Below are 24,495 nucleotides of genomic sequence, written 5' to 3' on the forward strand. Positions count from 1 at the left end.
GGGTACGAGCGAGACTCGCTTGTGTTCAAGCAGCCACGCCCCCGCCCTCGGTCTTCAGCCATGCCGCGCCGCAGGCTTTCGCCAGGTCGCGGACGCGCAGGATGTAGCTCTGGCGCTCGGTGACGGAGATCACGCCGCGCGCATCGAGCAGGTTGAACACGTGGCTGGCCTTGATGCACTGGTCATAGGCCGGCAGCGCCATGAGATGGCGGCTGTCGTTGGAGCCTTCCTCGGGTTCGCCCGCCTCCAGGTACTTGCGGCAGGCGGCCTCCGCGTCGCGGAAATGGCGGAAGAGCATTTCCGTGTCGGCGTACTCGAAATTGTGACGCGAATATTCCTGCTCGGCCTGCAGGAACACATCGCCATAGGTGACCTTCTGGTCGCCTTCGAGGCCGTTGAAGTTGAGGTCGTAGATCGACTCCACGCCCTGCAGATACATGGCGAGGCGCTCGAGACCGTAGGTCAGCTCGCCCGCAACCGGCGAGCACTCGAAGCCCGCCACCTGCTGGAAATAGGTGAATTGCGACACTTCCATGCCGTCGCACCAGCATTCCCAGCCGAGGCCCCAGGCGCCGAGCGTCGGGCTTTCCCAGTCGTCCTCCACGAAACGGACGTCGTGGACCGCAGTGTCGATACCGATAGCCTGGAGCGAACCGAGATAGAGCTCCTGCAGGTTCGGCGGGTTCGGCTTCAGGATCACCTGGAACTGGTAATAATGCTGAAGGCGGTTCGGATTGTCGCCATAGCGGCCGTCCTTCGGGCGGCGGGAGGGTTGCACATAGGCCGCGCGCCAGGGCCTGGGACCCAGAGCCCTCAAGGTCGTGGCCGGGTGGAAGGTGCCTGCGCCGACTTCCATGTCGTAGGGCTGGAGAATGACGCAGCCCTGCTCCGCCCAATAGCGCTGAAGCGTGAGGATCAGGCCCTGGAAAGAGCGCGCGGGATTCATGTGCGCGGGTTCGCTCGTCATCAATAGCGTCCAGTCTTTGAAAATGTCAGGCGAACCCTTGGGATGATGGGCGGCTCAAGTCAAGCACCGCCCGCAATTCCACTCCCCCTTGTGGGGAGGGGCCAGGGGTGGGGGTGTGAGCGATAGCCAATGAGGTCTCGCGCTGACACCCCCTCCTCCCCACAAGGGGGAGGAGAATCCGCTGCACCGTCGGATATGTCGAGTTCAGTCACAACCCCAGCCTCGCCCAGGCAGCTCTCTCCTCCAGCGCCCCCACCACCTCGGCGGGATCGATGAGGCTGCCCCCGGTTACGGCCCGGCGGCCGAACAGGCGGCCCAGCAGCGGTGGACGGGCGGGCTCGATCATGCGCAACTGCGCATCCTCGCCAAAGCGCTGGCGAATAATGGAACGGATATCGCCCAGGCCATCGATGAGGCCGAGATCGACGGCCTCCGCCCCCACCCAGAAGGCGCCGGAGAAGAGATCCTCGTAAGAATCGTTGAGTTTCGCGCCACGGCGGCTGCGAACGAGCTCCACGAAGACCTCGTGAATCTTGCGCTGAAGACCTTTCAGACGCGCCACATCCTCGGGGTTTTCCGGCCGGAATGGGTCGAGCATGGCTTTGTTCTGGCCCGCCGTATGCACGCGCCGCTCCACTCCGATGCGGGCGATCAGGTCCTGGAAGCCGAAGCTTGCGGACACCACGCCGATGGAGCCCACGATGGAGGCCGGATCGGCATAAATCTCATCCGCCGCGCAGGCGATCATATAGCCGCCGGAGGCCGCCGCATCCTCCACGAAGGCGAGAACCGGGATCTTCTTCTCCTCCGCATAGGCTCGGATGCGCTTGTAGATCAGGTGCGACTGGGCCGCCGATCCGCCGGGCGAATTGATGACGATGGCGACGGCCGTCGCGCCGGACACGGAAAACGCCCGCTCCAGCATGGAGGCCACGTTCGACATGGCGAGCCCTGAGCGGAACGGCATGACAGCTCCGATCGCGCCCGAAAAACGCAGGACCGGCACGATGGGAGTGCGATAGCTGCGGTATCGACGTGGAAGAAGGAACTGGAGACGAGCCGGAAGCATGGAGGAAAGAGATGTCTGAGCCATGGCCTTCATGTAGTGCGTGCTGCGGAGCTTCCCAAGATGAACATTCCGTTAGGGAATATTTCGGGTTTCGTTCAGCTAGGAACGCTTAAAGATTGAGCATGGACAACATCCAGCTCAGTCGCCGCTTCAGGCAAGACCGCAAGCGGCTCAGGAGAGAGAGTGACATGCGCAAGCTGCTTTTCGGCCTTCTTGGACTTGCCACCCTTGGCTTCGGCACCCTGTCGGCCCCGCAGGCGGAGGCTCAGCCTTATTACGGCGGCTACGGTTACGGCTACCGGGCCCCGGCGGTGGAATACCGCGCGGGCCCTGTGGTCGTCCGCCATGAATATGGCCGTCCTCATTACCGCCGCCGGTACTACCGCCCCTACCCGGCCTATCGCCCGGTCCGTGTGGTTCGCCGCTGCTGGGTCGAGCGCCAGCGGGTCTGGAACGGCTACCGCTGGGTTCGCCGTCCGGTCGAAGTCTGCCGCACGGTTCGCCGGCCCGGCTATCGTTGGTAGTCTTGGGAAAGGGCGCCCTCCGGCGCCCTTTTTCATAAGAGATCGGCCTCTCCCCGATGCAGCGCCTGGGCCTGAGGCGTGAAGCGTCCATCCGGCCTGTTGAGAATGAGCGGCGGCAGGATCTGCAAGGGAGCGCGGCTGCCCTTGATACCTGAGATCAGGACACGGATGGCAGGCTTCTCGGCGCTCGGGTGCACGAAGCGGAGCGCGATTCCCCCCAAAGGACCGTTCAAGCCATCCAGGCACTCGGCGACCCGGTCGGCCCGGTGAATCAGGACGAAATGCCCCTTTGGCTTGAGCAAGCTCAGGCACACCTTGAGCCAAGCCTCCAATCCTCCCGAGGGAAGTGCATGAGCCACCGCCCTCCCCTGGTTGGGGGAGATTCGCGCCTGCCCTTCCTCCAGGAAGGGCGGGTTGGTCAGCACCAGATCGGCGGTTTCTGGACGAAGGCCCGCTTCGTGACGGGAAGCCTTGTTCAGGAGATCCACGACGAAAACCTCGGCCTCGACATGGTTTTCCCGGCAGTTCCGGCGGCAGAGTTCGGCAAGAGAGGGGTCTCGCTCCACGAAGGCGAGGCGCGCGTCTCTTTCCCGCACCGCGACCATGAGGCCGACCGCGCCCGTGGCTGCGCCCACGTCCAGGACCCTGTCTCCAGCTTTCACGGGTGCGGAGGCTGCCAGAAGCACGGCATCCGTGCCGGCCCGGTGCCCTTTGACGGGCTGAGCCAGGTGCACGCGCCCGCCCAGCAAGCAATCTTCCGTGATCTCACTCATGGCGCAGCTCGTTCCCGAGACCCGCCTCGCGGATCAGGCGGCGGGCCTGTTCCGCCTGGTCGTCCGGCACCAGAAGCCGGCGGGGGAAGGCGCCGATCATGCCCTCCAGGGCACTCATATGCATGTCCGCGACCAGAACAGGGATGTTGGCGTTCTCCAATAAGGATTGTAGGAAGCCGACCAGAACGAGATCGTTGGTGCGGACGATTTCGACCATCGGCGGCGATCCTTCCCCTGCGGCAAGCGTTTGCATTGCAGCATGGAAAGTGCCATGCCACGGTGACTGATATTCCTACCGGCCATGACGGCCGGCAACCCGGGTTTGAGACGTGGGCGTCGTCGTTCCTTTCGAAGATAAGCATCCTGAAAAGAATGCGGGCATCGAGAAGCTCGTCTCCCTTGTGGCCGCCGATATGGAGCGGGTCAATGCGATGATTCTGTCGCGCACGGGCTCCGAGGTCACCATGATCCCGGAAGTGGCAAACCACCTCATCTCGTCGGGCGGGAAGCGCCTTCGCCCCATGCTCACCCTCGCGACGGCCGGTCTCTCCGACTACCAGGGCGACGGACATGTGAAGCTCGCGGCCTCCGTCGAGTTCATGCACACGGCCACCCTCCTCCACGACGACGTGGTGGACGAAAGCGACATGCGCCGGGGCAAGATCGCCGCCCGCATCAAGTGGGGCAACGAGGCGAGCGTCCTCGTGGGTGATTTCCTGCTGGGCCAGGCCTTCCGCATGATGGTGGAAGTGGGCTCGCTTCGCGCCCTCGACATTCTCTCCGCCGCCGCGACCGTGATCGCGGAGGGCGAGGTGATGCAGCTCGCTGCCGCCAAGAACACCGAGACCACGGAAGACGAATACCTCGCCGTGATCCGTGGCAAGACGGCAGAGCTTTTTGCCGCCGCCTGCGAGGTCGGACCCGTCATCGCCAATCGCCCCAGAGCCGAGCAGGCGGCCTGCCGCTCCTACGGCATGAATCTCGGCATCGCCTTCCAGCTCGTGGACGATGCGCTCGATTACGGCGGCAAGGCTGCGACGCTCGGCAAGAACGTGGGTGACGATTTCCGCGAGGGTAAGATCACGCTCCCGGTCGTCCTCTCCTTCCGCCGCGGCTCGGCAGAGGAGCGCGCCTTCTGGAAGCGCGTGCTCGAACAGGGCGAGATCCAGGACGGCGACCTCGAGCAGGCGATTGCCATCATGCGTCGCCACAAGGCGCTGGAGGATACCGTCGAGCGTGCCCGCCACTACGGTTCCATGGCCCGCGATGCGCTCGCTCTCTTCCCGGCAAGCCCCATGAAGCAGGCGCTCCTCGAAGCCGTCGATTTCTGTATCGCCCGCGCGTATTGAGCATAGCAGGACTGTTCTTTATACAGAACAATTCGGTTGACATAAAAATCAACCGCTATAAAACCATTTCTGTCCTGAGGCGGTACTCCCCCTCAAGGCCGCGGTGATTTGAGACGAGCAGCTTGCCCCGCGTGATCAAAGGCTAAAGCGCCACGAGCGGCCTCCGCCTCGTGGTTCACGAGGATTGATGGTTATGACGCGACTTGTCTCCACAATGGCATTCATGCCGCACCAACAGCCTCCACAGGCCGGGTGGTGCTGTCGCCTCAAAGCCTGATCTTTCTCTCCCCATCCCGAACCACATGTCCGGCTTCCTGTTGAAGCCCAGACGCATTTTGCCTGAAAGGTACTCCTATGTCCGTTTTCACCCGTCGCACGATCCTGTCCGCGACCTTCGCGCTCGGCGCCGTTCTCGCTGCCGCCCTGCCTGCAGCCGCTCAGCAGAAGAGCATCAAGGTTGGCGTCATGTCCGGTGCCGAGGAAGAAGTGGCGCAGGTCGTCAAGAAGGTGGCCGCCTCCAAGAGCCTGAATGTCGAACTCGTGCCTTTCTCCGACTATGCCCTTGTGAACGAGGCGCTTGATCGCAAGGACCTCGATGCCAACGCCTTTCAGCACAAGCCTTATCTGGATGCGCAGATCGCGGCTCGCGGCTACAAGATCGTGCCCGTGGGCTTCACCTTCGTGCAGCCGATCGGCCTCTATTCCAAGAAGGTGAAGTCCGTCGCCGACCTGCCGAAGGGCGCGAAGGTCGGCATTCCGAACGATCCGAGCAACGGCGGCCGCGCGCTCAACCTCCTTGCCGCTGAAGGAGTGATCAAGCTGAAGGAAGGCAGGGGCCTGTCGCCGAGCCTGCTCGACATCGCCGAGAATCCGAAGAACGTACAATTCTCTGAACTCGACGCCGCGCAGCTGCCCCGCGCCCTGCCCGACCTCGACGCGGCCGTGATCAACACCGACCACGCGCTCAATGCCGGCCTCGACATCCGCAAGGACACGATCGCGGTCGAGACGCGCGAGGGCAATCCTTACGCAAACTTCGTCGCCGCCCGCCAAGGCGACGAGAACCGCCCGGAGATCAAGACCTTCGTGGAATCCTACCAGTCCCCCGAAGTCGCGAAGTTCCTGGAAGAGCGCTTCAAGGGAGCCATCATCCCGGCGTGGTAAGCGGCTGTTACGACGTCAACGACAATCTCTGAACGTCATGGCCGGGCTCGTCCCGGCCATCCCATTTTTACGAGGCTCAGTGGGCTTCGGATCGGGATCACCGGCACAAGGCCGGTGATGACGGAAGCAGATCGGATTACGCTAAAAATCTATCGGAGGCTCGTCGCCTCCACCCACCATTCCGGTCTCCTGTCGAGAACGAAGCGAGCCGCATCCGCCGCGCTTTGAGAATCCTCATACAACCCGAAGACCGTCGCGCCGGAGCCTGACATGCGCGCAAGGCGGCAACCCTCAGTCCGGGCGACGAGCGCAAGCGCCTCCCCGATCACTGGCTGCACATCAAGAGCAGGCGGCTCGAGATCGTTGCGCGCGGCTCTCAGACTTTCGAGCAGGGAATGGATAGAAGTCATCTCCAGAACGGGATGCCGCGCTCTGCCCAGGGATTGTCCCGGCTGCAATCCGAGCGCCTTGAACACGGCGGGCGTTTCGACCAGCACACGGGGATTGACCAAAACGGCAAAGAGAGGCGGCAGCGTCAGAACGGGCCCAAGCTCCTCCCCGACCCCACGCATCATGCGTGCTTTGGGCTCGAGGCAGACCGGCACATCGGCACCTGTTAAACGGGCTGCTTCGCGCACAGCCGGATGTGACGGCAGCAGGTCATTGAACTCGGCCAGCAGCCTCAAGGCTGCGGCCGCATCAGACGATCCTCCACCGATCCCGGCAGCAACGGGCAGACGCTTCATCAGGTGGAAGGCTCCTGCTTTAAGCCCTTCGACACGCTCCGCGAGTAACCTGGCTGCTTTCAAGACGAGATTATCTGCGCCGCTACCCGCCAGTGCCGCTGTCGGGCCGCTGACGTGAAGCGAGAGACCAGGGCCCGGCACGAGTTGCAGATCGTCCCCCGCCTCCGCGAAGGCCACGAGGCTTTCGAGCTCATGGTAGCCATCCGCCCGTCGCCCGAGAACGTGGAGCGTCAGATTGATCTTGGCGGGAGCGCGGGTGGTGAGGGGCAGCGACATGCCCCTTCCATGCCCGAGAGAAGGAGGGATGGGAAGAGCGGATTGTAAGGCTCTACTGGCATCCCGGGCCGCGGGGATGACGGTCGAAAAGCAAAATGGCCGGGAGAACCCGGCCATTTCAAAAAGAGCATCCCGTGTTAGCCGCCGCTTTGCGGCGTGGGAGCAGGTGCCGCCGGAGCAGGCGCGCTCTCGGCTGCCGTCGGGTTCTTCTCCACCTCGTCGAGGCCGTGATCGATCTTGCGGAGGATCTTCACGAGGTCCTCGTGTTCGGGGTTCGCGCTCTTGGCGTGGTCCCACTGGAACTTCGCCTCGAGCTTGCGACCGACCTTCCAATAGGCATCGCCCAGGTGATCGTTGATCGTCGGGTCGCCGGCCTTCAGCTCCACGGCCTTTTCGAGTTCGCGCACGGCGTCCTCGTAGCGACCGAGGCGGTAATAAGCCCAGCCGAGGGAGTCGATGATCATGCCGTCGCGGGGCGCGAGTTCGACCGCCTTCGTGAGCATCTTGAAGGCTTCGTCGATGTTTTCATTCCGGTCGACCCAGGAATAGGCGAGATAGTTCATCACCTGTGCCTTGCCGGCCGGGAGGCCGTCGGGCACCAGCTCCAGCGCCTTCTTCAGATCGGCTTCGGCCTTGTCCCACTGCTTCGCGCGCTCATAGGACGTGCCGCGATAGAAGAAGAGAATCCAGTGGCCGCGCTGCGGCGTGCCGACGAGCTCGATGGCCTTGGCGTAGGTCTCGGCCGCCTCCGCGAACTTCTTGCGCGAACGCTGCACATTGCCGAGGGCCATGACGACCTCGACATCGTCCGGGCGCTCCTTCATGAGCTTGTCGAGATAGGCCATGGCATCCTCGCCGCGACCCATCTGCTCGTAGTTCTGACCGATGGCGATATCGGCGCTCGTGCGCACGGCTGAGTCCTTCGGCACGCGGTCGAAGATCGCGTTGGCCTGCTCGAACTGCTTCAGGCGCTCATAGACGTCACCGAGAGTGATGAGAGCCAGGGGATGGTCCGGCTTCAGATCGAGACCGAGCTGCAGGTAGATGATCGCCGTCAGCTCGTCTCCTTGAGTGTTGCCCACCACGCCGAGGCCGTAGAGCAGCTCGGCCGCGCCGTCCTGCGCATTGGTGACGAGCGGCGTGAGGGGCTTGTTCTCTTCCAGCGCCTTCATGGCCGCCTTGACGATGGGATGGCGCGGAGCCAGCTCGTCGAAGGCCTTATAGACGGCCATCGCCTCGTCCTTCTTGCCGCGCTTGGCCAGGAAGCGGCCATAGGCGTCCACCACCTGAAGCGTGTTGCGCTCGCCCTCGTAGGCTGCCTTGAAGCGCTTCTCGGCCTCGGCGGCATTGCCCACCACATCGGCGATCAGGGCCGCGTGGTATTCCCGGAACTGGTTGAAGGCGCGCTCGCTCTTGAGCTTGTCGACCGTCGCCAGGGCCTGCTTGCCGTCCTTGGCGCCCGCATAGGCCCAAGCTGTCAGAAGCGTGGCCGTCAGATCTGCCTGCCGTCCCCGCGCTCCCTTGGCGAGCCTTGCGCGGGCATCGGCAAATTTCTGCGCCTTCAGGGCGCGGACAGCGAGCGCGAACTGGGCCAGGTTATTGGACGAATCACGCGCCGACAGGCGCTCGGCGGCCCGGTACGCCTCCTGCATGGAGCCGCTGGCAAGGAAAGCCACGAAGCCTCGTTCCAGAAGCTCCTGATTGCTCGGATCCTCTTGAATCGCCTCACGGAAATAGAGCGACGCAGCCTCCGTGTCGCGGGCGGAACCGGCCACATAAGCGGAAAGGAAGTTGCCTTCGAGACTCTGCGCAGGCCTCAGAACCTCATTCGGGTCCGGATTGACCGCCAAGGCCGGCGAAGCCAGGAGGCCAGCCGCCATCAACACAAAAGCAGGCAAGCCCTTGCGGGCCAAAGGCAATTTGAACGTGGGCACGAAGCGCGGCTCCAATCATCGCAACATCTCAAGGTGAGGATATGGGGAGATGTGCGCCAAATCAGGCCGGAGAATGGCGTTTCCCTGTAGCGGTCGCAAGGGGAAGATTGACGCTCCTCGCGTAAAAGCCTCGTGAGGGAGGGAAAAACAGAGGGCTCCAAGATGCGTCATCCCGGGGCTGCGGAGCAGAACCCGGGATCGCGTGACGAGAAGGGCGCCTTATTCTGATGGCGATCCCGGCTCTCGCTTTGCTCGGCCGGGATGACCACCTGTGAAGGCAATCTTACATATCGATGTAGTTCGGCCCGCCGCCGCCTTCGGGCGTGACCCAGTTGATGTTCTGGTTCGGGTCCTTGATATCGCATGTCTTGCAGTGGACGCAGTTCTGGGCGTTGATCTGGAAGCGCACGCCCCCTTGATCCTCGACCCATTCATACACGCCGGCTGGGCAGTAGCGCTGAGACGGACCGCCATAGACATCGTGCTCGGATGCCTTCTGCAGGCTCATGTCCTTCACCTTGAGGTGGATCGGCTGATCCTCCTCGTGGTTGGTGTTGGACAAAAACACCGAGGAGAGCTTGTCGAAGGTGAGCACCCCGTCGGGCTTGTCGTACTTGATCGGCGTCACCTGCGAGAGCGGCAGCAGGCACTCATGGTCGGGCTTGCCGTGCTTCATGGTGCCGAAGAACGACCAGCCGAGCAGCTCCGTCATCCACATGTCGAGGCCGCCGAGCGCCACGCCGGCGAAGGTGCCGAACCTCGACCAGAGCGGCTTCACGTTGCGCACGCGCTTCAGATCGTAGCCGATCGGCGAGGAGCGCCACGCGTCCTCGTAGGATGCAACCTCGTCATTGGCGCGGCCCGCCTGCAGCGCCGCGAAGACGTGATCGGCGCAGAGCATGCCGGACAGCACCGCGTTGTGGCTGCCCTTGATGCGCGGCACGTTCACGAAGCCGGCGCTGTCGCCGACCAGGCAGCCGCCCGGGAAGCTCAGGCGCGGCACCGATTGCCAGCCGCCTTCCATGATGGCGCGCGCGCCGTAGCCGATGCGCTTTCCGCCCTCGAACACGTCGCGCACCATCGGATGGGTCTTGAAGCGCTGGAACTCGTCGAAGGGCGACAGGGTCGGGTTCTTGTAGTTGAGGTGCACCACGAAGCCGACGGACACGAGATTGTCGTCGAAATGGTAGAGCCAGGAGCCGCCGCCGGCATGGTTCGGCAGCGGCCAGCCCATGGAGTGGCGCACGAGGCCGGGCCGGAACTTCTCCGGCTTGACCTGCCAGAGCTCCTTGATGCCGATGCCGTATTTCTGGTGGTCGCGGCCCTGGTTCAGGCCGTAGCGCTCGACCATCTGCTTGGTGAGCGAGCCGCGCGCGCCCTCGCCGAGGATCGTGTACTTGGCGCGCAGCTCCATGCCGCGGGTGAAATTGGCATTGGGCTCGCCGTTGCGGCCGATGCCCATATCGCCGGTGGCGACGCCCACCACCCTGCCGTCCTCGATCAGCACTTCCGCCGCCGGGAAGCCGGGATAGATCTCGACCCCCAGCTCCTCCGCCTTGCGGCCGAGATAGCGCGCGACGTTGCCGAGCGAGCCGACGAAGTTGCCGTGGTTGTCCATGAGCTTGGGCATGAACACGTTGGGCAGCCGGATGCCGCCCGCGTGGCCCAGATACATGAACTCGTCGGCGGTGACTTCCGTCTTGAGCGGACGATCCGGATCGTTGCGCCAGTCCGGCAGGAGGGCATCGAGGCCGATCGGATCGATCACCGCGCCGGAGAGGATATGGGCGCCGACCTCGGAGCCCTTCTCCACCACCACGACGGAGATGTCGGCGCCGGCTTGGGCGGCCTGCTGCTTGAGGCGGATGGCCGTGCTGAGACCCGCAGGGCCGGCGCCGACGATGACGACGTCGAACTCCATCGATTCACGGGCGGGCAGATCGGACATGAGTGTTCTCCTGTACGCAGCTTCGAAGCATCAAAAGCCAGACGGTTTACATATGAACAATCCGGCTCGCCTTCTCAAGTACGGCCTTCGTTGAGGAATGTTCCTAGCTTCATTGGGCTTCGGCTGAAAGTTCCCTTTCATCATAAGGTTATGCCGAAAGCCGATCATCACCCTCTATCTTGATGCCGGCGGGCCGATCTCAAGAAAAACAAGACGATAAATGTATCTGGGCAGAACATCCTGAGTTGTCCCCCTCCTCCGGGATGCTTACATACGCTCCATGCAGGATTTGCCCGCCGACCGAGATGCTTTGAAGGCACTCCTCGACTTCCATGTCGAGGCGGGGGTTGATCTTGCGCTCGACGAGACCCCGCATAACCGCTTTGCCGAACCGAAGCCCGAGCCCGCTCAGGCGAGGGGCACTGCCCCACAGGGGCAGCAGGCGCTAGCCTCATCCTCTCCGGCCTCGTCTCCCCCGCCCCGCGCGTTGCCCAAGGCTGCTGCCGGTGCGCCGGATGAGGTGGCCGGCCTTGCCCGCGAGCAGGCACGCCATGCGCAGTCGCTGGAGGAGCTTGAGACGATTCTCGCGGGCTTCGAGGGCTGCGCCCTGAAGTTTTCCGCCAAGAACCTGGCCTTTGCCGACGGCAATCCGGAAGGCCGCGTGATGCTGGTGGGCGAAGCCCCCGGCGCGGACGAGGACCGGATCGGCAAGCCCTTCATGGGCCGCTCCGGCCAGCTCCTCGACCGGATGCTCGCCACCATCGGCCTCGACCGTTCCCAGGTTTACGTCGCCAACATCGTGCCCTGGCGTCCGCCGGGCAACCGCACGCCGACCCCGCAGGAAATCGCGATCTGCAAGCCGTTCATCGCGCGCCAGATCGAGCTGGCATCTCCTGAGTTCCTGATCTGCCTCGGCGGCCCGGCGGCCCAGAACCTGCTCGGCCTGAAGGACGGAATCCTGCGCACCCGCGGGCGCTGGTTCACCTACAAGACCGAGGACGGCCGCGAGATCCGGGCGCTGCCGACGCTGCATCCGGCCTATCTGCTGCGCCAGCCCCTCCAGAAGCGCCTCGGCTGGCGAGACTTCATGGCTCTGCGGCGCGCCCTCGACGCCAAGGAATAGCCCTTCCGCAATAGCCCTCGCCTAAGGGCGTTCGGAACTCGTTCATACATTTGCGCCTTAAGCTCATGCGGCAAATCAGGCTGCTGCTTGTAGGTGGAACATGCGCTGGGAAGACTTTCGAACCTCGTCCAATGTGGAAGACCGTCGCGGCATGGGCATTGGCGGCGCGGGCGGTCTCGGCATCGGCACCATCGTGGTGCTCGGCCTGATCAGCTGGGCGCTCGGCATCGACCCGCGTATCCTGATCGGCGGCGCGGAGATGATCGCAGGCGGCGGTTCGGGCTACCAGCAACAACAGGGCCGTCAGGGCACGCCGCAGGACGAGGCCGGACGCTTTGCCGCCGCGATCCTCGGCAACACGGAAGACGTGTGGAAGACGGTGCTGCCCCAGCAGGTGAACCGGCAATATCGCGAGCCGAAGCTCGTGCTGTTCTCCGGCGCGACGCGCTCCGGCTGCGGCGGTGCGCAATCGGCCATGGGCCCCTTCTACTGCCCGCTCGACCAGACCGTTTACATCGACCTGTCCTTCTTCGAGGAAATGCAGCGCCGCTTCCGTGCAGGCGGCGACTTTGCCTATGCCTATGTGCTCGCGCACGAGGTCGGACACCATGTCGAGAATCTGCTCGGCATTCTCCCGCGCGTCCAGGAGCGCCAGCAGGAGGTCGGCACGACGGAGCGCAACCAGCTCTCCGTCCGCGTCGAGCTCATGGCGGATTGCCTGGCAGGTGTCTGGGCGCATCACTCCGACCAGCGCTGGAAATCGCTCGAGCAGGGCGACATCGAGGAAGCGATCCGCGCGGCCGAAGCCATCGGCGACGACCGTCTGCAGAAGCAGACCCAAGGCCGCGTGGTGCCCGATTCCTTCACCCACGGCTCGTCGGAGCAGCGCATGCGCTGGCTCACGACCGGCCTGAAGAGCGGTCAGGTCCAGTCCTGCGATACGTTCAGGGCGGCAAGGCTTTAAGACCCAACCAAAAGGTGTCATCCCGGACGGCGAAAGCCGATCCGGGACCGCGTGCAGAATAAGGCATCATTCTCGTTGAGCGATCCCGGATCTTCGCTGCGCTTCGTCCGGGATGACACTATTGGAAGCATGAACGCCTCTGCGTTAGATGTCGGTCGATCACCCGAGAGTTCTTTCATGCCCGGTATCGATGAAACGCTCACCTTCATTCCTTTGTCCATCGCGGTGCTGACCGTGTCCGACACACGTGTCCTCGAAGACGACAAGTCGGGCGCGACGCTTGCCGAGCGCGTCACGAAGGCAGGCCACCGCTTAAGCGATCGCGCCATCGTGCCGGACGACGTCGAGGCGATCCGCGAAAAGGTGAAAGGCTGGATCACCGATCCCGCCATCGACGTGATCATCACCACGGGCGGCACGGGATTTACCGGGCGCGACGTGACGCCGGAAGCGATCGAGCCGTTGTTCGAGAAGCGCATGGACGGCTTCTCCGCCATTTTCCACCGCATCTCCTACGACAAGATCGGCACTTCGACGATCCAGTCGCGCGCAACAGCAGGCGTGGCGAATGCCACCTTCATCTTCGTTCTGCCGGGCTCTCCCGGCGCCTGCAAGGATGCATGGGATGGCATTCTGGCAACCCAGCTCGATTACCGCTACCGCCCCTGCAATTTCGTGGAGATCATGCCGCGCCTCGACGAGCACCTGAAGCGGGGCAAGCTGAAAGGCTAAGAGTACCTAACAAAACCCGCCCTCATCCTGAGGAGCAGCCGTAGGCTGCGTCTCGAAGGAGAGTCCAGAGAGCGCTGGAGACGCCTCGTCCTTCGAGATGGATTGCTGGCGCAACCCTCCTCAGGGTGAGGCTCAGGGCGGTTTTGTGAGGTGCTTTAAATCAGCCGAAAACCGGATCGCGCTCGATTCGGGCCGGGAGGCGCACTGGCGTTCGGGCCTTCACTTCGTTGAGCAGCACACGGCGATGCACGAGATCGCCTGCGTGAACCTTTGAGCGGAAGAACACACGCCGGAGCAGACCTGCAAGGCCGTTGCCGTGACGGCGAAAGCGGGCAAGTCCCCGCTCAGGTGAGCCGAGGCTCACGAAGCGGTCGAGAACCCGAACCCAGCCCTCCTGCGGGATATCGCCATCATCGAGGCAGAGCAGCCACTCGCGCCGGGCAGCGTGCGCGCCGTCCTTCCAGGAAACCTCTTCCGCCACGATCAGGTTGGCCCCCGCCGCATCAGCCACTTTCGCCAGCATCTCATCCTGCCGAGCCGACAGAATCACGGCATCGCCCACGAGGCCTGCCGCAACAGCAGGCACGAGAGCGCTCAAAGTGGCGGCCAGGGCCTCGGGCCCATGGGTGACACGGACGAGAACGGTGATCATGCGCCTCTTATAGCCCCTTCGGATGAAGACGTCGCCCGCAAGATAACGGTCAAGGCCACTTGATTTTGTTCCTTATTTGTTCTGTTCTTATTCCGTTCTTTCGAGATTCGCCCGAGGCCGTCATGTCCATCCGTTTCAAGGATCAGCCCGCTCCATTGAGGCCTGCGAAGCGTTCGCCGATCGAGGCGGCGGAGGCTGCGCGCCGTCGCATGGACGATCCGGCCTACCGGGTTGAGATGGACCGCCGCCGGGGCCGGGGTGCCGTGTCGAACCCGACCGGACGCTACGAGCCCGCGCAGCGCGAGAGCTTCAACGACGGCTGGGACATCGAGGAGGAACTGCCTCCCCTGCCGACCGAGGTGATCATCGAGAAGCCGCGCACGATCATCACGAAGAACGATTCGCCCGACATCCTCTTCGAAAAGTCGATCAACCCTTATCGCGGCTGCGAGCACGGCTGTTCCTATTGCTTCGCACGCCCCACGCACGCCTATCAGGGTCTGTCCTCCGGGCTCGATTTCGAGACCAAGATCTTCGTCAAGACGAACGCGCCTGAGCTCCTGGAGAAGGAGCTGCGCGCACCGAGCTACCAGCCGACCACGATTGCGCTCGGCGCCAACACGGATCCCTACCAGCCGGTGGAGCGGAAATTCCGCATCACGCGCTCGATCCTGGAGGTGCTGAACCGCGCCAACCATCCCGTCGGCATCGTGACGAAATCGGCGCTCGTCACCCGTGACATCGATATCTTGAGCCAGATGGCGGACAAGCATCTGGTCAAAGTCGCGATCTCGATCACGACCCTCGATCCGAAGCTCGCGCGCAAGATGGAGCCTCGCGCCGCCACTCCCGCCAAGCGCCTGGAGACCGTGCGCAAGCTCTCGGAGGCCGGCATTCCGGTGAGCGTTCTGGTGGCCCCCATCATTCCGGCCATCAACGACCACGAGATCGAGAACATTCTCAGAGAGTCTCAGATCGCCGGCGCGCAGGAGGCAGGCTATGTGCTTCTTCGCCTGCCGCACGACCTGAAGGACCTGATGCGCGACTGGCTGGTGGAGCATTACCCCGACAAGCTCAAGCACGTGTTCTCGCTGCTGCAGGAGGCGCGCGGCGGCAAGGATTACGATTCCGGCTGGAGCACCCGCCAATCCGGCGTCGGCCCCTATGCCTGGATGATCGGCCGCCGCTTCGAGACCGCCGCCGAGCGGCTCGGGCTGAACAAGCGCAACCTGTCCCTGCGCAAGGACCTGTTCAAGGCTCCCGCCAAGGAGACGGGGCAGCTCAGTTTGTTCTAAGCGTAAGGCTCCTCTCGTCATGGCCGCACTCGTTGCGGCCATCCACGTCTTAGAAACCACTGTGGTTTGAAGACGCGGATCCCCGGCCCAAAACCGGCGATGGCGAAGAGGGTATTCACGACGGCGGCATTAAGCGCGGATGACAAGGCGGCTTCCTGCCGCTTTGATCCCATCCCATGACCGCACCGATTCGCTCACTGAAGAAAACCGGCCTCGGCCTCGAGCGCGAGCTTTCCGCCCGCGCGCTGGGCTATAGCTGCATCGCAGGCCTCGACGAGGTTGGACGCGGGCCGCTGGCGGGGCCGGTCGTCTCGGCGGCGGTCGTGCTCGATCTCGACTACGTGCCTCTGGGTCTGGCGGATTCGAAGGCGCTGACCGCGCAGAAGCGCGAGGCGCTGTTTACCGAAATTCTCGCGACGTCGAAGGTGGGCATTGCGTCGGTGTCCCACGCCGAGATCGACGCCATCAATATCCGCCAGGCTTCGCTCCTCGCCATGTGCCGGGCCCTGGCTGCCCTCCCCTGCACGCCGGATATGGCTTTCGTCGACGGCAACGATCCGCCGCGCCTGCCCTGCGCGACGGAAGCGGTCATCAAGGGCGATTCCAGCATCGCTTCCATTGCCGCCGCCTCCATTGTCGCGAAAGTGGTGCGCGACCGGATGATGGCGCGCCTCAGCGAGACGTACCCGGCCTATGGTTTCGCCAGCAACGCGGGCTACAGCACGAAAACGCATCTTCAGGTGCTCGCCACGGACGGCCCCTGCCCCTTCCATCGCTTAAGTTTTGCGCCCTTGCGGCAAGGGTTACTGGACCTGTAACCAAACCTAACGCGCGTTAACCCGAAAAGCTCAATCTTTTCAATAAGTCGGCAAGATTTGCCGACCCAAAATAAGACGCGATTTTTTCAAGCTGGAAACCTGATCTTTACCCTAACGGACGATGATCCTGAGTGTCAGTTGCGTAACCGGTGATCACCCATGGGTACCTTGCGTACCGGGGCTGCCGGCGCCGCCTCCCGGATCAGTGTCTCGCGTACCGGGCGGTCTGCGCCGGCTCCTCGGACGGGGCGTAAAGCCTCCCTCTCCGTCCTGCCGAAGCCTCTTCCTCTCAATGAGATCCTTCTCGGTGATTGCATCGCCAATCTCGAGAAGCTCCCCCCTGAGAGCGTGGATGTGGTCTTCGCGGACCCGCCTTACAATCTCCAGCTCGAACAGGCGCTCACGCGTCCGGACCAGAGCCTCGTCGATGCCGTCGACGACGACTGGGACAAGTTCGCGAGCTTTGCCGATTACGATGGCTTTACCCGTGCGTGGCTTTCCGCCGTGCGCCGCGTGATGAAGAAGAACGCGACATTGTGGGTGATCGGCTCCTATCACAACATCTTCCGCGTGGGCGCTGCCCTGCAGGATCTCGACTTCTGGATCCTCAACGACATCGTGTGGCGCAAGGCCAATCCGATGCCGAACTTCAAGGGCCGCCGCTTCACCAATGCGCACGAGACCATGATCTGGGCCTCGAAGAGCGCGGATTCGAAGGGCTACACCTTCCATTACGATGCGCTGAAAGCCGGCAATGAAGACGTGCAGATGCGCTCGGACTGGTTCATCCCGATCTGCACCGGCGACGAGCGCCTGAAGGACGAGCAAGGACGTAAAGTCCATCCCACGCAGAAGCCCGAGGCGCTGCTCGCCCGCGTGCTGCTCTCCTCGTCCAATCCGGGCGACGTGGTGCTCGATCCCTTCTTCGGTTCCGGCACCACCGGTGCCGTCGCAAAAATGCTCGGCCGGAACTTCATCGGCCTCGAACGCGATCCGACTTATGCGAAAGCCGCGCGCAAACGCATCGATGCGGTTCAGCCGCTCGATGACGTGTCGATTGCCGCTCCGCCGGAAAAGCGCACGGAAGTGCGCGTGCCGTTCCTCTCGCTCATCGAGGGCGGCTACGTGAAGGCCGGCGAAACGCTGGTCGACGAACGCCGCCGCCACAAGGCCGTGGTGCGTGCCGACGGCACGCTGGCCCTCGGGCCCATCGTCGGCTCGATCCACAAGATCGGGGCGCTGACGCAGGGCTTCCCCTCCTGCAACGGCTGGACCTTCTGGCACGTCGAGCGGAACGGCAAGCTCGTCTCGATCGACGAGTTCCGAACGAAGGTGCGGGCGGAATTGGCGGCGTGAAGCTCACACCAATTTAGCTCTTCGTCATCTTTAGCTCTTCGTCATGGCCGGGCTTGTCCCGGCCATCCCGTTTCAGAGGAGCACCGAACCCCAACATCGGGATCACCGGCACAAGGCCGGTGATGACGTCGAGCGGTGTGATGGCTCGCACCGTCACATCACCTTCACCAAGCGCTGTTAGCGCGTGGCATTCAATCACAGTGAGATCAACTGATGAAGCGCCTCGTTCTTTCCGCCCTTCTCGCCCTTGCTCCGGCTTTCGCTCACGCTCAAGCGCTCTCCGGCAATCTCGTGCTGTATACGAGTCAGCCGAATACCGACGCGCAGCAGACGATCGACGCCTTCAAGGCGAAGCATCCGGGCGTGAACATCACGTTCGTGCGCGACGGTACGCCCAAGATCCTCGCCAAGCTGCGCGCCGAGTTCGAGGCCGGGCAACCCCAGGCCGATGTCCTTCTGATCGCAGACAGCGTGACGATGGAGGGCCTGAAAAAGGAGAATCGGCTGCTCGCTCACGGGAAAGCCGACCTATCCGCCTATCCGGCCGGCACCCACGATCCGCAGAAGTTCTGGTTCGCCACGAAGCTGATCACCACCGGCATTGCCTACAACACGAAGGCTTCGTTCAAGCCGACCTCCTGGCTCGATCTGACGAAGCCGGAGGTCAAGGGCCAGCTGGTGATGCCAAGCCCCCTCACCTCGGGCGCCGCGCTCATTCATGCAGCGACCCTGACCGGCAATATCGAAGGCGGCTGGAAGTATTATGAAGCGCTGAAGCAGAACGACGCCATGGCGGGCGGCGGCAACGGCGACGTGCTGAAGCAGGTCGCCGGCGGACAGAAGCTCTATGGTGTCATCGTCGACTACATGCCGATCCGCGAGAAGGCGAAGGGCGCCCCCGTCGAGTTCGTGTTCCCGAAGGAAGGCGTCTCGGCCGTGTCCGAGCCGGTCGCCATCCTCAAGACCACGAAAAACCCCGAAGCCGCGCGCGCCTTCATTGACTTCCTGCTCTCGAAGGAAGGCCAGGAGCTCGCCCTGAAGCAGGGCTACATCGCCGCTCATCCCGCAGTTCCTCTGCCGGAAGGCTATCCTGCGCGCGACCAGATCAAGGTCATGTCGTTCGACGCTGCCAAGGCATTGGCCGACGAGACGAAGAACAAGGCGGCCTTCGCCGATATCTTCGGGCAGTGAGACGTCAGAAATCCATTCCATCGTTCCTGGAGCGAGGAGGCCTCAGCCTCCTCGCTCTTCCTGCTTTGCTCGTTCTGCTGCTCGATCTCCTGCCGGCGGCACGCCTCTTGCTTGCTGCGGTCACTCCCGGCGGTCTCTTCGATCCGGGAAGGGCATTTGAGATCGTGGCAAGCCGGTCGGCCACCCGCGCCATGCTCGCGACGATGGAGACCGCATTCGCCTCCAGCCTCCTCTCATTGCTCGTCGGCGGGGTGATGGCCCTTCTTCTCAGCGTCACGGATCTGCGCGGCCGCAAACCTGCGTCCTTCCTGTTCTTCCTGTCGATGATGATCTCGCCGCAGGTGGTGGCTCTCGCATTCCTGCATCTGGCAGGCCCCGCCTCACCGCTGCTGGGCACTCTCGGGCTTGCTCCTGCGCCGGGCAGCGCCAACCCGATGCTGGGGCGCAATGGCATCGTTCTGGTTCTCGGACTGCATCATGCGCCCCTCGTCTTCGTGATCCTGCTGGCGGGGCTGAAGCGCGTTCCGTGCGCCATTGTCGAAGCAGCGCGGGTGGATGGCGCCCGGCCTTGGCGCATCGTCATCGATATTCTGCTTCCTCTCCTCCGTCCTCATCTCGTGGGAGCCGCACTGCTGGCCTTCGTCGCGGGGGCAGGCAATTTCGGCATTCCCGCTCTTCTCGGCGCGCCGGTGAACTATCTCACCTTACCCGTTCTCATCTACAGGCGCCTGTCGAGCTTCGGCCCGGGCGTCATCAGCGATGTGGCAGCCTTGGGTCTGTTGATGGCCCTCGTGGCCGCTCTATGCGTGCTGGTCAGCCAATTGCTGATGCGCAGCGACGCGGTGCAGCTTGAGGAAGATGCGCCGCTCCAACCCTTCTGGCGGCTCGGCCGCCTGCGCATCGTTGCTCAGGGCCTGGTGATCGGCACGCTCGTCCTGACGCTGGGGCTGCCGGTTCTGTCGCTGCTCACGACATCCCTAGTCCCGTCTTATGGAATGTCGTTGTCCTTATCCACGATGACGCTCGACAATTTCGTCGAGGTCCTCGTGCGGCAGGATGTGACGAAGCGCGCATTCCGGAATTCGTTTCTCTTCGCCGGAGGCGCGGCCTGTCTTCTCGCGACGCTCTCGCTGCCGCTTGCCTATGTCCTGGTCCGTCGCATGGCATCATCCAGGGGAGCCGTTCAGGCTGTCCTCGAAATCTCCTATGTGCTTCCCGGCGTGGTGCTCGCCATTGCCTGCATCCTGCTTTTCCTGAAGCCGCTTCCGCTGATTGGGATTTCCCTTTACGCCACGCCTTGGATCATCGTCTTCGCCTATCTGGCCCGCTTCCTACCGGTCGTGCTCAAACCTGTCTTGGCCGGGATGGAGCAAGTCGATCCTGTTCAAGAAGAAGCAGCAGCGCTCGACGGCGCAGGATTGATGCGCCGGCTTCTCGACCTGATTTTACCCTCTCTCCTGCCTGCAGCAGCAGCGGGAGGGCTCATGGCATTTCTGCTGGCCTTCAGCGAGCTCACCGTCTCCGCCCTGCTCTGGTCCGCGGGCACCGAGACGATCGGTGTCGTGCTCTACAATCTCGAGGAGGCCGGCCTTGCGAGCCAAGCCTCCGCTGTCGCGATCGCAACTATCGCCGTGGTTGCTGTCGCCATGCTGCTGCTCGATGCACTTGGCTCTTATCTGCCGGAACATGCGCTGCCCTGGCAGCTTTCCGATGAGTCAGAAAGCCATTGCAGCAATTCCGCATCGAAGAGCTGGCTTTCTTCCATTGGCGGTGTGTGGACGCTCTTTTCGAAAACACGGATGGTCAGATCACGGGAGCAGCCGCAATACGGATCCCACGTCACATAGGGTGCCACGAGATGATCGGGCCGGCATCGAAGTTGGGATCGTACCAGCTCTTGAAGCGCTTCTCGCCCGAGTCTTTCGGCTTGTGAAGCCCCATGACCTCGTCAGAAGTGTAGAATGCTCTCACGCGGCTGAAGGGCTGCGGGCAAAGGGTCTTCACGCGATGGTGGGCTTGTCCTCAAGCCCGGAACATTCCCCTATGCCGATCCCGGCCCAACGTTTTAGCATCCTGTCATGGCTCATGCTCCTCACGACCCCTTTCACCTTGCCTTCACGGAACCGTCCTGGGACGACCTGCGGATCTTCCTGGCCGTGGTGGCTCATGGATCGATGAACGGGGCGGCGAAAGCCTTGGGCCAAAGCCAGCCGACGATTGCCCGGCGCATCAAGGCACTGGAGGAAACCCTTGGGCTCGATCTCTTTCAGCGCGGTCCCAACAATCTCGAATTGACGGAGGCAGGCCGGGCGATCCTTGACGCCGCCTCCCCCATGGGCGAGGCGGCAAGCGTGGTGTCGCGCACGGCTGCGGCCTACAGGCCCGATCCCGATGCGCCCGTCCGGGTCACGGCGACATCGTCGGTCGCCATGTTCCTGTCGCTGCATTCGGCGGAGTTGCACAAGGCTGCCGAGCCCGTGGAGATCGCCTATATCCCGACCCGCCGCAGGCTCGATCTCGCCTCGGGCGAGGCCGACATTGGCTTACGCATGCGAACCCTGCCCGAGGGCACGGACGATCTCGTCGTGCGAAAGATCGGACAGATCGCATTCGCCATCTACGCCACCACGGAAAACCCGGACGCCGTCATCGCGCCGCCGGAGGATCCGACGTTGTCGCGGCAGGCCGCTTATGTCGCCGAGTTCGCGCAAGGCCGCACCATCGCGGCGCGAATCGGCGACATGCCGATCCGCTATCAGGCGGCGAAAGCGGGTCTCGGAGCAGCCTTCCTTCCCTGCTGGCTCGGCGATTCCGATCCCGATCTCAAGCAGGTGGTAAAGCCCGAAGGCGATTTGATCGAGGACGTCTTCCTCGTCATGCATCGCCGCAGCCGCAACAGGCCGAACGTGGCGCGCGTGGCGAATGCTTTAGCGGCCTTGTTCAAGCGCAGTCAGAAGGCGCTCGTGGGCGGCTGATTCCCTCACAAATTACAGACCTCATCCTGAGGAGCCGCTGCAAGCGGCGTCTCGAAGGAGGATCCGTAGCGCTCTGGAGACGCCTCGTCCTTCGAGACGAACCTCACGGTTCTCCTCAGAATGAGGCTTCGAGACGCGAGCAAGCTCGCTCCTCAGGGTGAGGCTATGGGGATTATCGTGGCTCTGTCTAAGCGCTCTTCGCTTGCTTCTTACCCGACTTCTTACCCGAAGCCTTCTTCGCTCCCGGCAGATCGCCCAGCGCATGCACCAGCACCTTCTTCATGGCACCGGGAAGCGCCTCCTCCTGCAGTTGGAGGCGCGGTGTCCAGCGCATGTCGTTGGGCGCGGGCGTGCCCTTCGGCACCTTCGCGAAGAGCACCGTCAGTTCCAGCGGGAAATGGGTGAAGACGTGACGAACCGTGCCGGGGAGGCGCTGCCAGCGCGCCTCGATGGGTGCGTCGAGCACCGCGCGGGACGCTTCGTAATTCGGCTCCCACTCGCTGGTCGGCGGCTCGGCCATGCCGCCGAGCAAGCCTGTCGGCGGGCGGGTGCGCAGCAGGATGGTGTCGTCGGCGCGCAGCACCACGAAGGCCGCGCCCTTGCGCAACTGTCCTGTCTCCTTCTTCTGCTTCTTCGGGAAGGTTTCCTGCAGGCCGGCGGCGCGGGCCTGGCAGGGCTTCATCCAGGGGCACAGCGCGCAGGCCGGTCGCTTGGGCGAGCAGATGGTGGCGCCGAGATCCATCACGGCCTGCGCAAAATCGCCAGGCCGGTCCTCGGGCACGAGTTCCTCGGTCAGCGAGCGGATCAGCGGCTTCGCCTTGGGCAGAGGCTCCTCGACCATGAAGAGGCGGGACATGACCCGCTCCACATTGCCGTCCACCGCAGCGGCCTTCTGGTTGAAGGCAATCGCCGCGACGGCCGCTGCCGTATAGGCACCGATGCCGGGAAGCGTCAGAAGTTCAGACTCGGTCGAGGGAAACCGCCCGCCATGGTTTTCCACAACCGCCTTGGCGCAGGCATGGAGATTGCGGGCGCGGGAATAGTAGCCGAGCCCCGCCCAAGCCTGCATGACCGAATCCGATGGAGCTTCGGCGAGAGCCTCCACATTGGGGAACCGCTCCAGGAAATTCAGGTAAAAGGGTTTGACCGCCACCACCGTCGTCTGCTGCAGCATGATCTCTGAGAGCCAGACGCGGTAAGGGTTTGCCGTCTCGCCGGGTTTGGAGCGCCACGGCAGATCGCGCCGGTGACGGTCGTACCAGGCAAGCAGGTCCTGCGGATCGGGCTTGGTCGCGCTCAAGGCGGGCGTTAACATGAGATTTGGAATAGCGATCTACACCGAATATTCCAACGCGGCTTTTGGACATTCAACATGAGACAGCCGAGGCCTCTCGCCCGCCCCCTTGCCGAGTTTCTCGACGCCTGTCTCTCCCCGAGCCTGGCGGCGCAAGGCTTTGCGACCTCCGATATCCTCATGGCCTGGCCCGATATCGTGGGCGATCGGCTCGCCGCCTTCACCCAGCCGCTCAAGATCGAATGGAAGCGAAAGCCACCCCATGCCGACCCGGAGGCGCGGCCGGAGCCGGCCACTCTCGTGATCCGGGTAGAAAGCGCCTTCGCGCTCGAACTCCAGCACATGGCCCCGACCGTCATCGACCGGGTGAACACCTATTACGGCTGGCGCTGCATCGGGAAAATCGTGCTGAAGCAAGGCCCCGTGCGGCGGGTCGAGAAGAAGAAGCCTCCCGCTCCGGTTCTCACACCAGAGAACAAGGCGAAGGTCAGCTCCGCTCTTCACGACATTGAGGAAGATGGCTTGAAAGCTGCCCTCGACCGGCTGGGCCAGGCCATCGTCAGCTCCGGTTCACGCACGAAAGCGTGAGATGGCAGGCGCTTGCCTCGCTGCCCAAGGCATTCTACCGCAGAACGAAACCTCTTCAGGAGTTCTCCCGATCATGATCACCCGGCGTCAGACGCTTCAGCTTCTCGGAACCGCAGCCGTTACGGCCTTCCTCGCCACGAGCCTTCCGGCCATGGCCCAGAACGTGTCCGTTCAGGATCTCGCAGTGCAGGGGCCCCTCGGGGACGTGGCCCTGGGTCCGGAAAACGCCAAGGTGACGATCGTCGAGTACGCTTCCCTCACCTGCTCCCACTGCGCCAATTTCCACAAGAACACCTGGCCTGAGCTGAAGAAGCGCTACATCGACACGGGTAAGGTCCGCTTCACTTTGCGCGAATTCCCCCTCGATCCTCTGGCGACCGCCGGCTTCATGCTCGCCCGCTGCGACGGGAATGACAAATATTACCCCATCACCGACATGCTCTTCGAGCAGCAGCGGAACTGGGCTTTTGTGGATAAGCCCTTGGACGCCCTGCGCCAGCTCATGCGCCAGGCGGGTTTTTCACAGGAAAAATTTGACGCTTGCCTCAAGGACCAGAAACTTTATGACGCAGTCAACGCGGTGAAGAACCGGGGTATGGAGCAATTCAACGTAGACTCCACGCCGACTTTCTTCATCAATGGTCAGCGTCATCCGGGAAGCCTGTCGATCGATGAGATTGAAAAGGTCGTCAAACCTCTGCTGGGCGAATAAAGTCACTCTCGTTTCCGGGAGCGCTGAGGCTCGTCCCCTCCCCCT

General features: G+C 63.3%; 25 protein-coding genes. 14 read left to right on the plus strand and 11 right to left on the minus strand.

What is annotated here, in order from left to right; all coding sequences use genetic code 11:
- Positions 1 to 25 precede the first annotated feature (25 nt).
- Together DC522_RS00370 and DC522_RS00375 are read right to left on the minus strand one after the other, a co-directional pair.
- A complete protein-coding gene (locus tag DC522_RS00370; RefSeq protein WP_116526708.1) occupies positions 26 to 967 on the minus strand; it encodes a glycine--tRNA ligase subunit alpha in 942 nt (313 codons plus the stop codon).
- Between the two features lie 208 nt (positions 968 to 1,175).
- Positions 1,176 to 2,060 (minus strand): S49 family peptidase, encoded by an 885-nt coding sequence (locus DC522_RS00375; protein ID WP_165819998.1) that lies wholly within the window; start codon positions 2,058 to 2,060, stop codon positions 1,176 to 1,178.
- A gap of 164 nt (positions 2,061 to 2,224) precedes the next feature.
- Between DC522_RS00375 and DC522_RS00380 the strand changes: the two genes are divergently transcribed.
- Positions 2,225 to 2,560 carry a hypothetical protein gene (locus DC522_RS00380; RefSeq protein ID WP_116526709.1) on the plus strand — a complete coding sequence of 112 codons (336 nt, stop codon included), beginning with the start codon at positions 2,225 to 2,227 and terminating at the stop codon, positions 2,558 to 2,560.
- Positions 2,561 to 2,592: 32 nt separating this feature from the next.
- Here the strand turns inward: DC522_RS00380 and DC522_RS00385 are convergent, their stop codons facing one another.
- Complete coding sequence (locus DC522_RS00385; protein WP_116526710.1) at positions 2,593 to 3,333, minus strand: tRNA1(Val) (adenine(37)-N6)-methyltransferase; 741 nt, start codon at positions 3,331 to 3,333, stop codon at positions 2,593 to 2,595.
- Positions 3,326 to 3,550, minus strand: a complete 225-nt coding sequence (locus DC522_RS00390; RefSeq protein WP_116526711.1) for a DUF2007 domain-containing protein — start codon at positions 3,548 to 3,550, stop codon at positions 3,326 to 3,328. Before DC522_RS00390 ends, DC522_RS00385 begins: the two co-directional genes overlap by 8 nt.
- 112 nt (positions 3,551 to 3,662) lie before the next feature.
- Between DC522_RS00390 and DC522_RS00395 the strand changes: the two genes are divergently transcribed.
- On the plus strand, positions 3,663 to 4,682 hold the full coding sequence (locus DC522_RS00395) for a polyprenyl synthetase family protein (protein WP_116526712.1): 1,020 nt from the start codon (positions 3,663 to 3,665) through the stop codon (positions 4,680 to 4,682).
- 354 nt (positions 4,683 to 5,036) lie between these two features.
- Positions 5,037 to 5,846, plus strand: a complete 810-nt coding sequence (locus tag DC522_RS00400) for a MetQ/NlpA family ABC transporter substrate-binding protein (RefSeq protein WP_116526713.1) — start codon at positions 5,037 to 5,039, stop codon at positions 5,844 to 5,846.
- 149 nt (positions 5,847 to 5,995) lie between these two features.
- On the opposite strand, the gene DC522_RS00405 is transcribed toward DC522_RS00400, so the two are convergent.
- From DC522_RS00405 to DC522_RS00415, 3 genes are all read right to left on the minus strand, one after another.
- Entirely contained in the window at positions 5,996 to 6,868 is an 873-nt protein-coding gene (locus tag DC522_RS00405; RefSeq protein ID WP_116526714.1) for a 4-(cytidine 5'-diphospho)-2-C-methyl-D-erythritol kinase, read from the minus strand.
- 137 nt (positions 6,869 to 7,005) lie between these two features.
- Positions 7,006 to 8,802 carry a tetratricopeptide repeat protein gene (locus DC522_RS00410; protein ID WP_245443869.1) on the minus strand — a complete coding sequence of 599 codons (1,797 nt, stop codon included), beginning with the start codon at positions 8,800 to 8,802 and terminating at the stop codon, positions 7,006 to 7,008.
- 283 nt (positions 8,803 to 9,085) lie between these two features.
- The gene (locus tag DC522_RS00415; protein ID WP_116526715.1) at positions 9,086 to 10,750 is read right to left on the minus strand and encodes an electron transfer flavoprotein-ubiquinone oxidoreductase; all 1,665 of its coding nucleotides are present in this window, start codon (positions 10,748 to 10,750) and stop codon (positions 9,086 to 9,088) included.
- Positions 10,751 to 11,030: 280 nt separating this feature from the next.
- Between DC522_RS00415 and DC522_RS00420 the strand changes: the two genes are divergently transcribed.
- The 3 genes from DC522_RS00420 (at position 11,031) to moaB (ending at position 13,569) form a co-directional block, all read left to right on the plus strand.
- Entirely contained in the window at positions 11,031 to 11,873 is an 843-nt protein-coding gene (locus DC522_RS00420; protein WP_116526716.1) for a uracil-DNA glycosylase family protein, read from the plus strand.
- A 100-nt stretch (positions 11,874 to 11,973) separates the two neighbouring features.
- Positions 11,974 to 12,837, plus strand: a complete 864-nt coding sequence (locus tag DC522_RS00425; protein ID WP_116526717.1) for a neutral zinc metallopeptidase — start codon at positions 11,974 to 11,976, stop codon at positions 12,835 to 12,837.
- A gap of 177 nt (positions 12,838 to 13,014) precedes the next feature.
- Complete coding sequence (gene moaB / locus DC522_RS00430) at positions 13,015 to 13,569, plus strand: molybdenum cofactor biosynthesis protein B (RefSeq protein WP_116526718.1); 555 nt, start codon at positions 13,015 to 13,017, stop codon at positions 13,567 to 13,569.
- Between the two features lie 160 nt (positions 13,570 to 13,729).
- On the opposite strand, the gene DC522_RS00435 is transcribed toward moaB, so the two are convergent.
- A complete protein-coding gene (locus DC522_RS00435; RefSeq protein ID WP_116526719.1) occupies positions 13,730 to 14,221 on the minus strand; it encodes a hypothetical protein in 492 nt (163 codons plus the stop codon).
- Positions 14,222 to 14,343: 122 nt separating this feature from the next.
- Between DC522_RS00435 and DC522_RS00440 the strand changes: the two genes are divergently transcribed.
- The 3 genes from DC522_RS00440 to DC522_RS00450 all read left to right on the plus strand — a co-directional run bounded on the left by DC522_RS00440 (position 14,344) and on the right by DC522_RS00450 (position 17,690).
- Positions 14,344 to 15,516: a PA0069 family radical SAM protein gene (locus DC522_RS00440; protein ID WP_116526720.1), complete on the plus strand. Its 1,173-nt coding sequence runs from the start codon at positions 14,344 to 14,346 to the stop codon at positions 15,514 to 15,516.
- A gap of 176 nt (positions 15,517 to 15,692) precedes the next feature.
- Positions 15,693 to 16,334: a ribonuclease HII gene (locus DC522_RS00445; RefSeq protein ID WP_116526721.1), complete on the plus strand. Its 642-nt coding sequence runs from the start codon at positions 15,693 to 15,695 to the stop codon at positions 16,332 to 16,334.
- Between the two features lie 159 nt (positions 16,335 to 16,493).
- Positions 16,494 to 17,690: a site-specific DNA-methyltransferase gene (locus tag DC522_RS00450; protein ID WP_116526722.1), complete on the plus strand. Its 1,197-nt coding sequence runs from the start codon at positions 16,494 to 16,496 to the stop codon at positions 17,688 to 17,690.
- Between the two features lie 13 nt (positions 17,691 to 17,703).
- Here DC522_RS00450 and DC522_RS34525 read toward each other — a convergent pair whose 3' ends face one another.
- Positions 17,704 to 17,841, minus strand: a complete 138-nt coding sequence (locus DC522_RS34525) for a hypothetical protein (RefSeq protein WP_165819999.1) — start codon at positions 17,839 to 17,841, stop codon at positions 17,704 to 17,706.
- 62 nt (positions 17,842 to 17,903) lie between these two features.
- Between DC522_RS34525 and DC522_RS00455 the strand changes: the two genes are divergently transcribed.
- Both DC522_RS00455 and DC522_RS00460 read left to right on the plus strand, forming a co-directional pair.
- Positions 17,904 to 18,881 (plus strand): ABC transporter substrate-binding protein, encoded by a 978-nt coding sequence (locus DC522_RS00455; RefSeq protein WP_116526723.1) that lies wholly within the window; start codon positions 17,904 to 17,906, stop codon positions 18,879 to 18,881.
- Complete coding sequence (locus DC522_RS00460; RefSeq protein WP_205769452.1) at positions 18,878 to 20,728, plus strand: iron ABC transporter permease; 1,851 nt, start codon at positions 18,878 to 18,880, stop codon at positions 20,726 to 20,728. The genes DC522_RS00455 and DC522_RS00460 overlap by 4 nt, the downstream gene beginning before the upstream one ends.
- Here DC522_RS00460 and DC522_RS34530 read toward each other — a convergent pair.
- Entirely contained in the window at positions 20,721 to 20,885 is a 165-nt protein-coding gene (locus DC522_RS34530; protein WP_165820000.1) for a hypothetical protein, read from the minus strand. The genes DC522_RS00460 and DC522_RS34530 overlap by 8 nt on opposite strands.
- A 74-nt stretch (positions 20,886 to 20,959) precedes the next feature.
- On the opposite strand from DC522_RS34530, the gene DC522_RS00465 reads away from it, so the two are divergent.
- A complete protein-coding gene (locus DC522_RS00465) occupies positions 20,960 to 21,856 on the plus strand; it encodes a LysR family transcriptional regulator (protein ID WP_116526724.1) in 897 nt (298 codons plus the stop codon).
- Positions 21,857 to 22,043: 187 nt separating this feature from the next.
- On the opposite strand, the gene mutY is transcribed toward DC522_RS00465, so the two are convergent.
- On the minus strand, positions 22,044 to 23,171 hold the full coding sequence (gene mutY / locus DC522_RS00470; RefSeq protein ID WP_116526725.1) for an A/G-specific adenine glycosylase: 1,128 nt from the start codon (positions 23,169 to 23,171) through the stop codon (positions 22,044 to 22,046).
- Between the two features lie 57 nt (positions 23,172 to 23,228).
- On the opposite strand from mutY, the gene DC522_RS00475 reads away from it, so the two are divergent.
- The gene (locus DC522_RS00475) at positions 23,229 to 23,738 is read left to right on the plus strand and encodes a DUF721 domain-containing protein (protein WP_116526726.1); all 510 of its coding nucleotides are present in this window, start codon (positions 23,229 to 23,231) and stop codon (positions 23,736 to 23,738) included.
- Positions 23,739 to 23,811: 73 nt separating this feature from the next.
- Positions 23,812 to 24,450 carry a DsbA family protein gene (locus DC522_RS00480; protein ID WP_116526937.1) on the plus strand — a complete coding sequence of 213 codons (639 nt, stop codon included), beginning with the start codon at positions 23,812 to 23,814 and terminating at the stop codon, positions 24,448 to 24,450.
- Positions 24,451 to 24,495: the final 45 nt, after the last annotated feature.

The organism is Microvirga sp. KLBC 81, from assembly GCF_003075415.1.
In the GTDB taxonomy this organism is placed as follows: domain Bacteria; phylum Pseudomonadota; class Alphaproteobacteria; order Rhizobiales; family Beijerinckiaceae; genus Microvirga.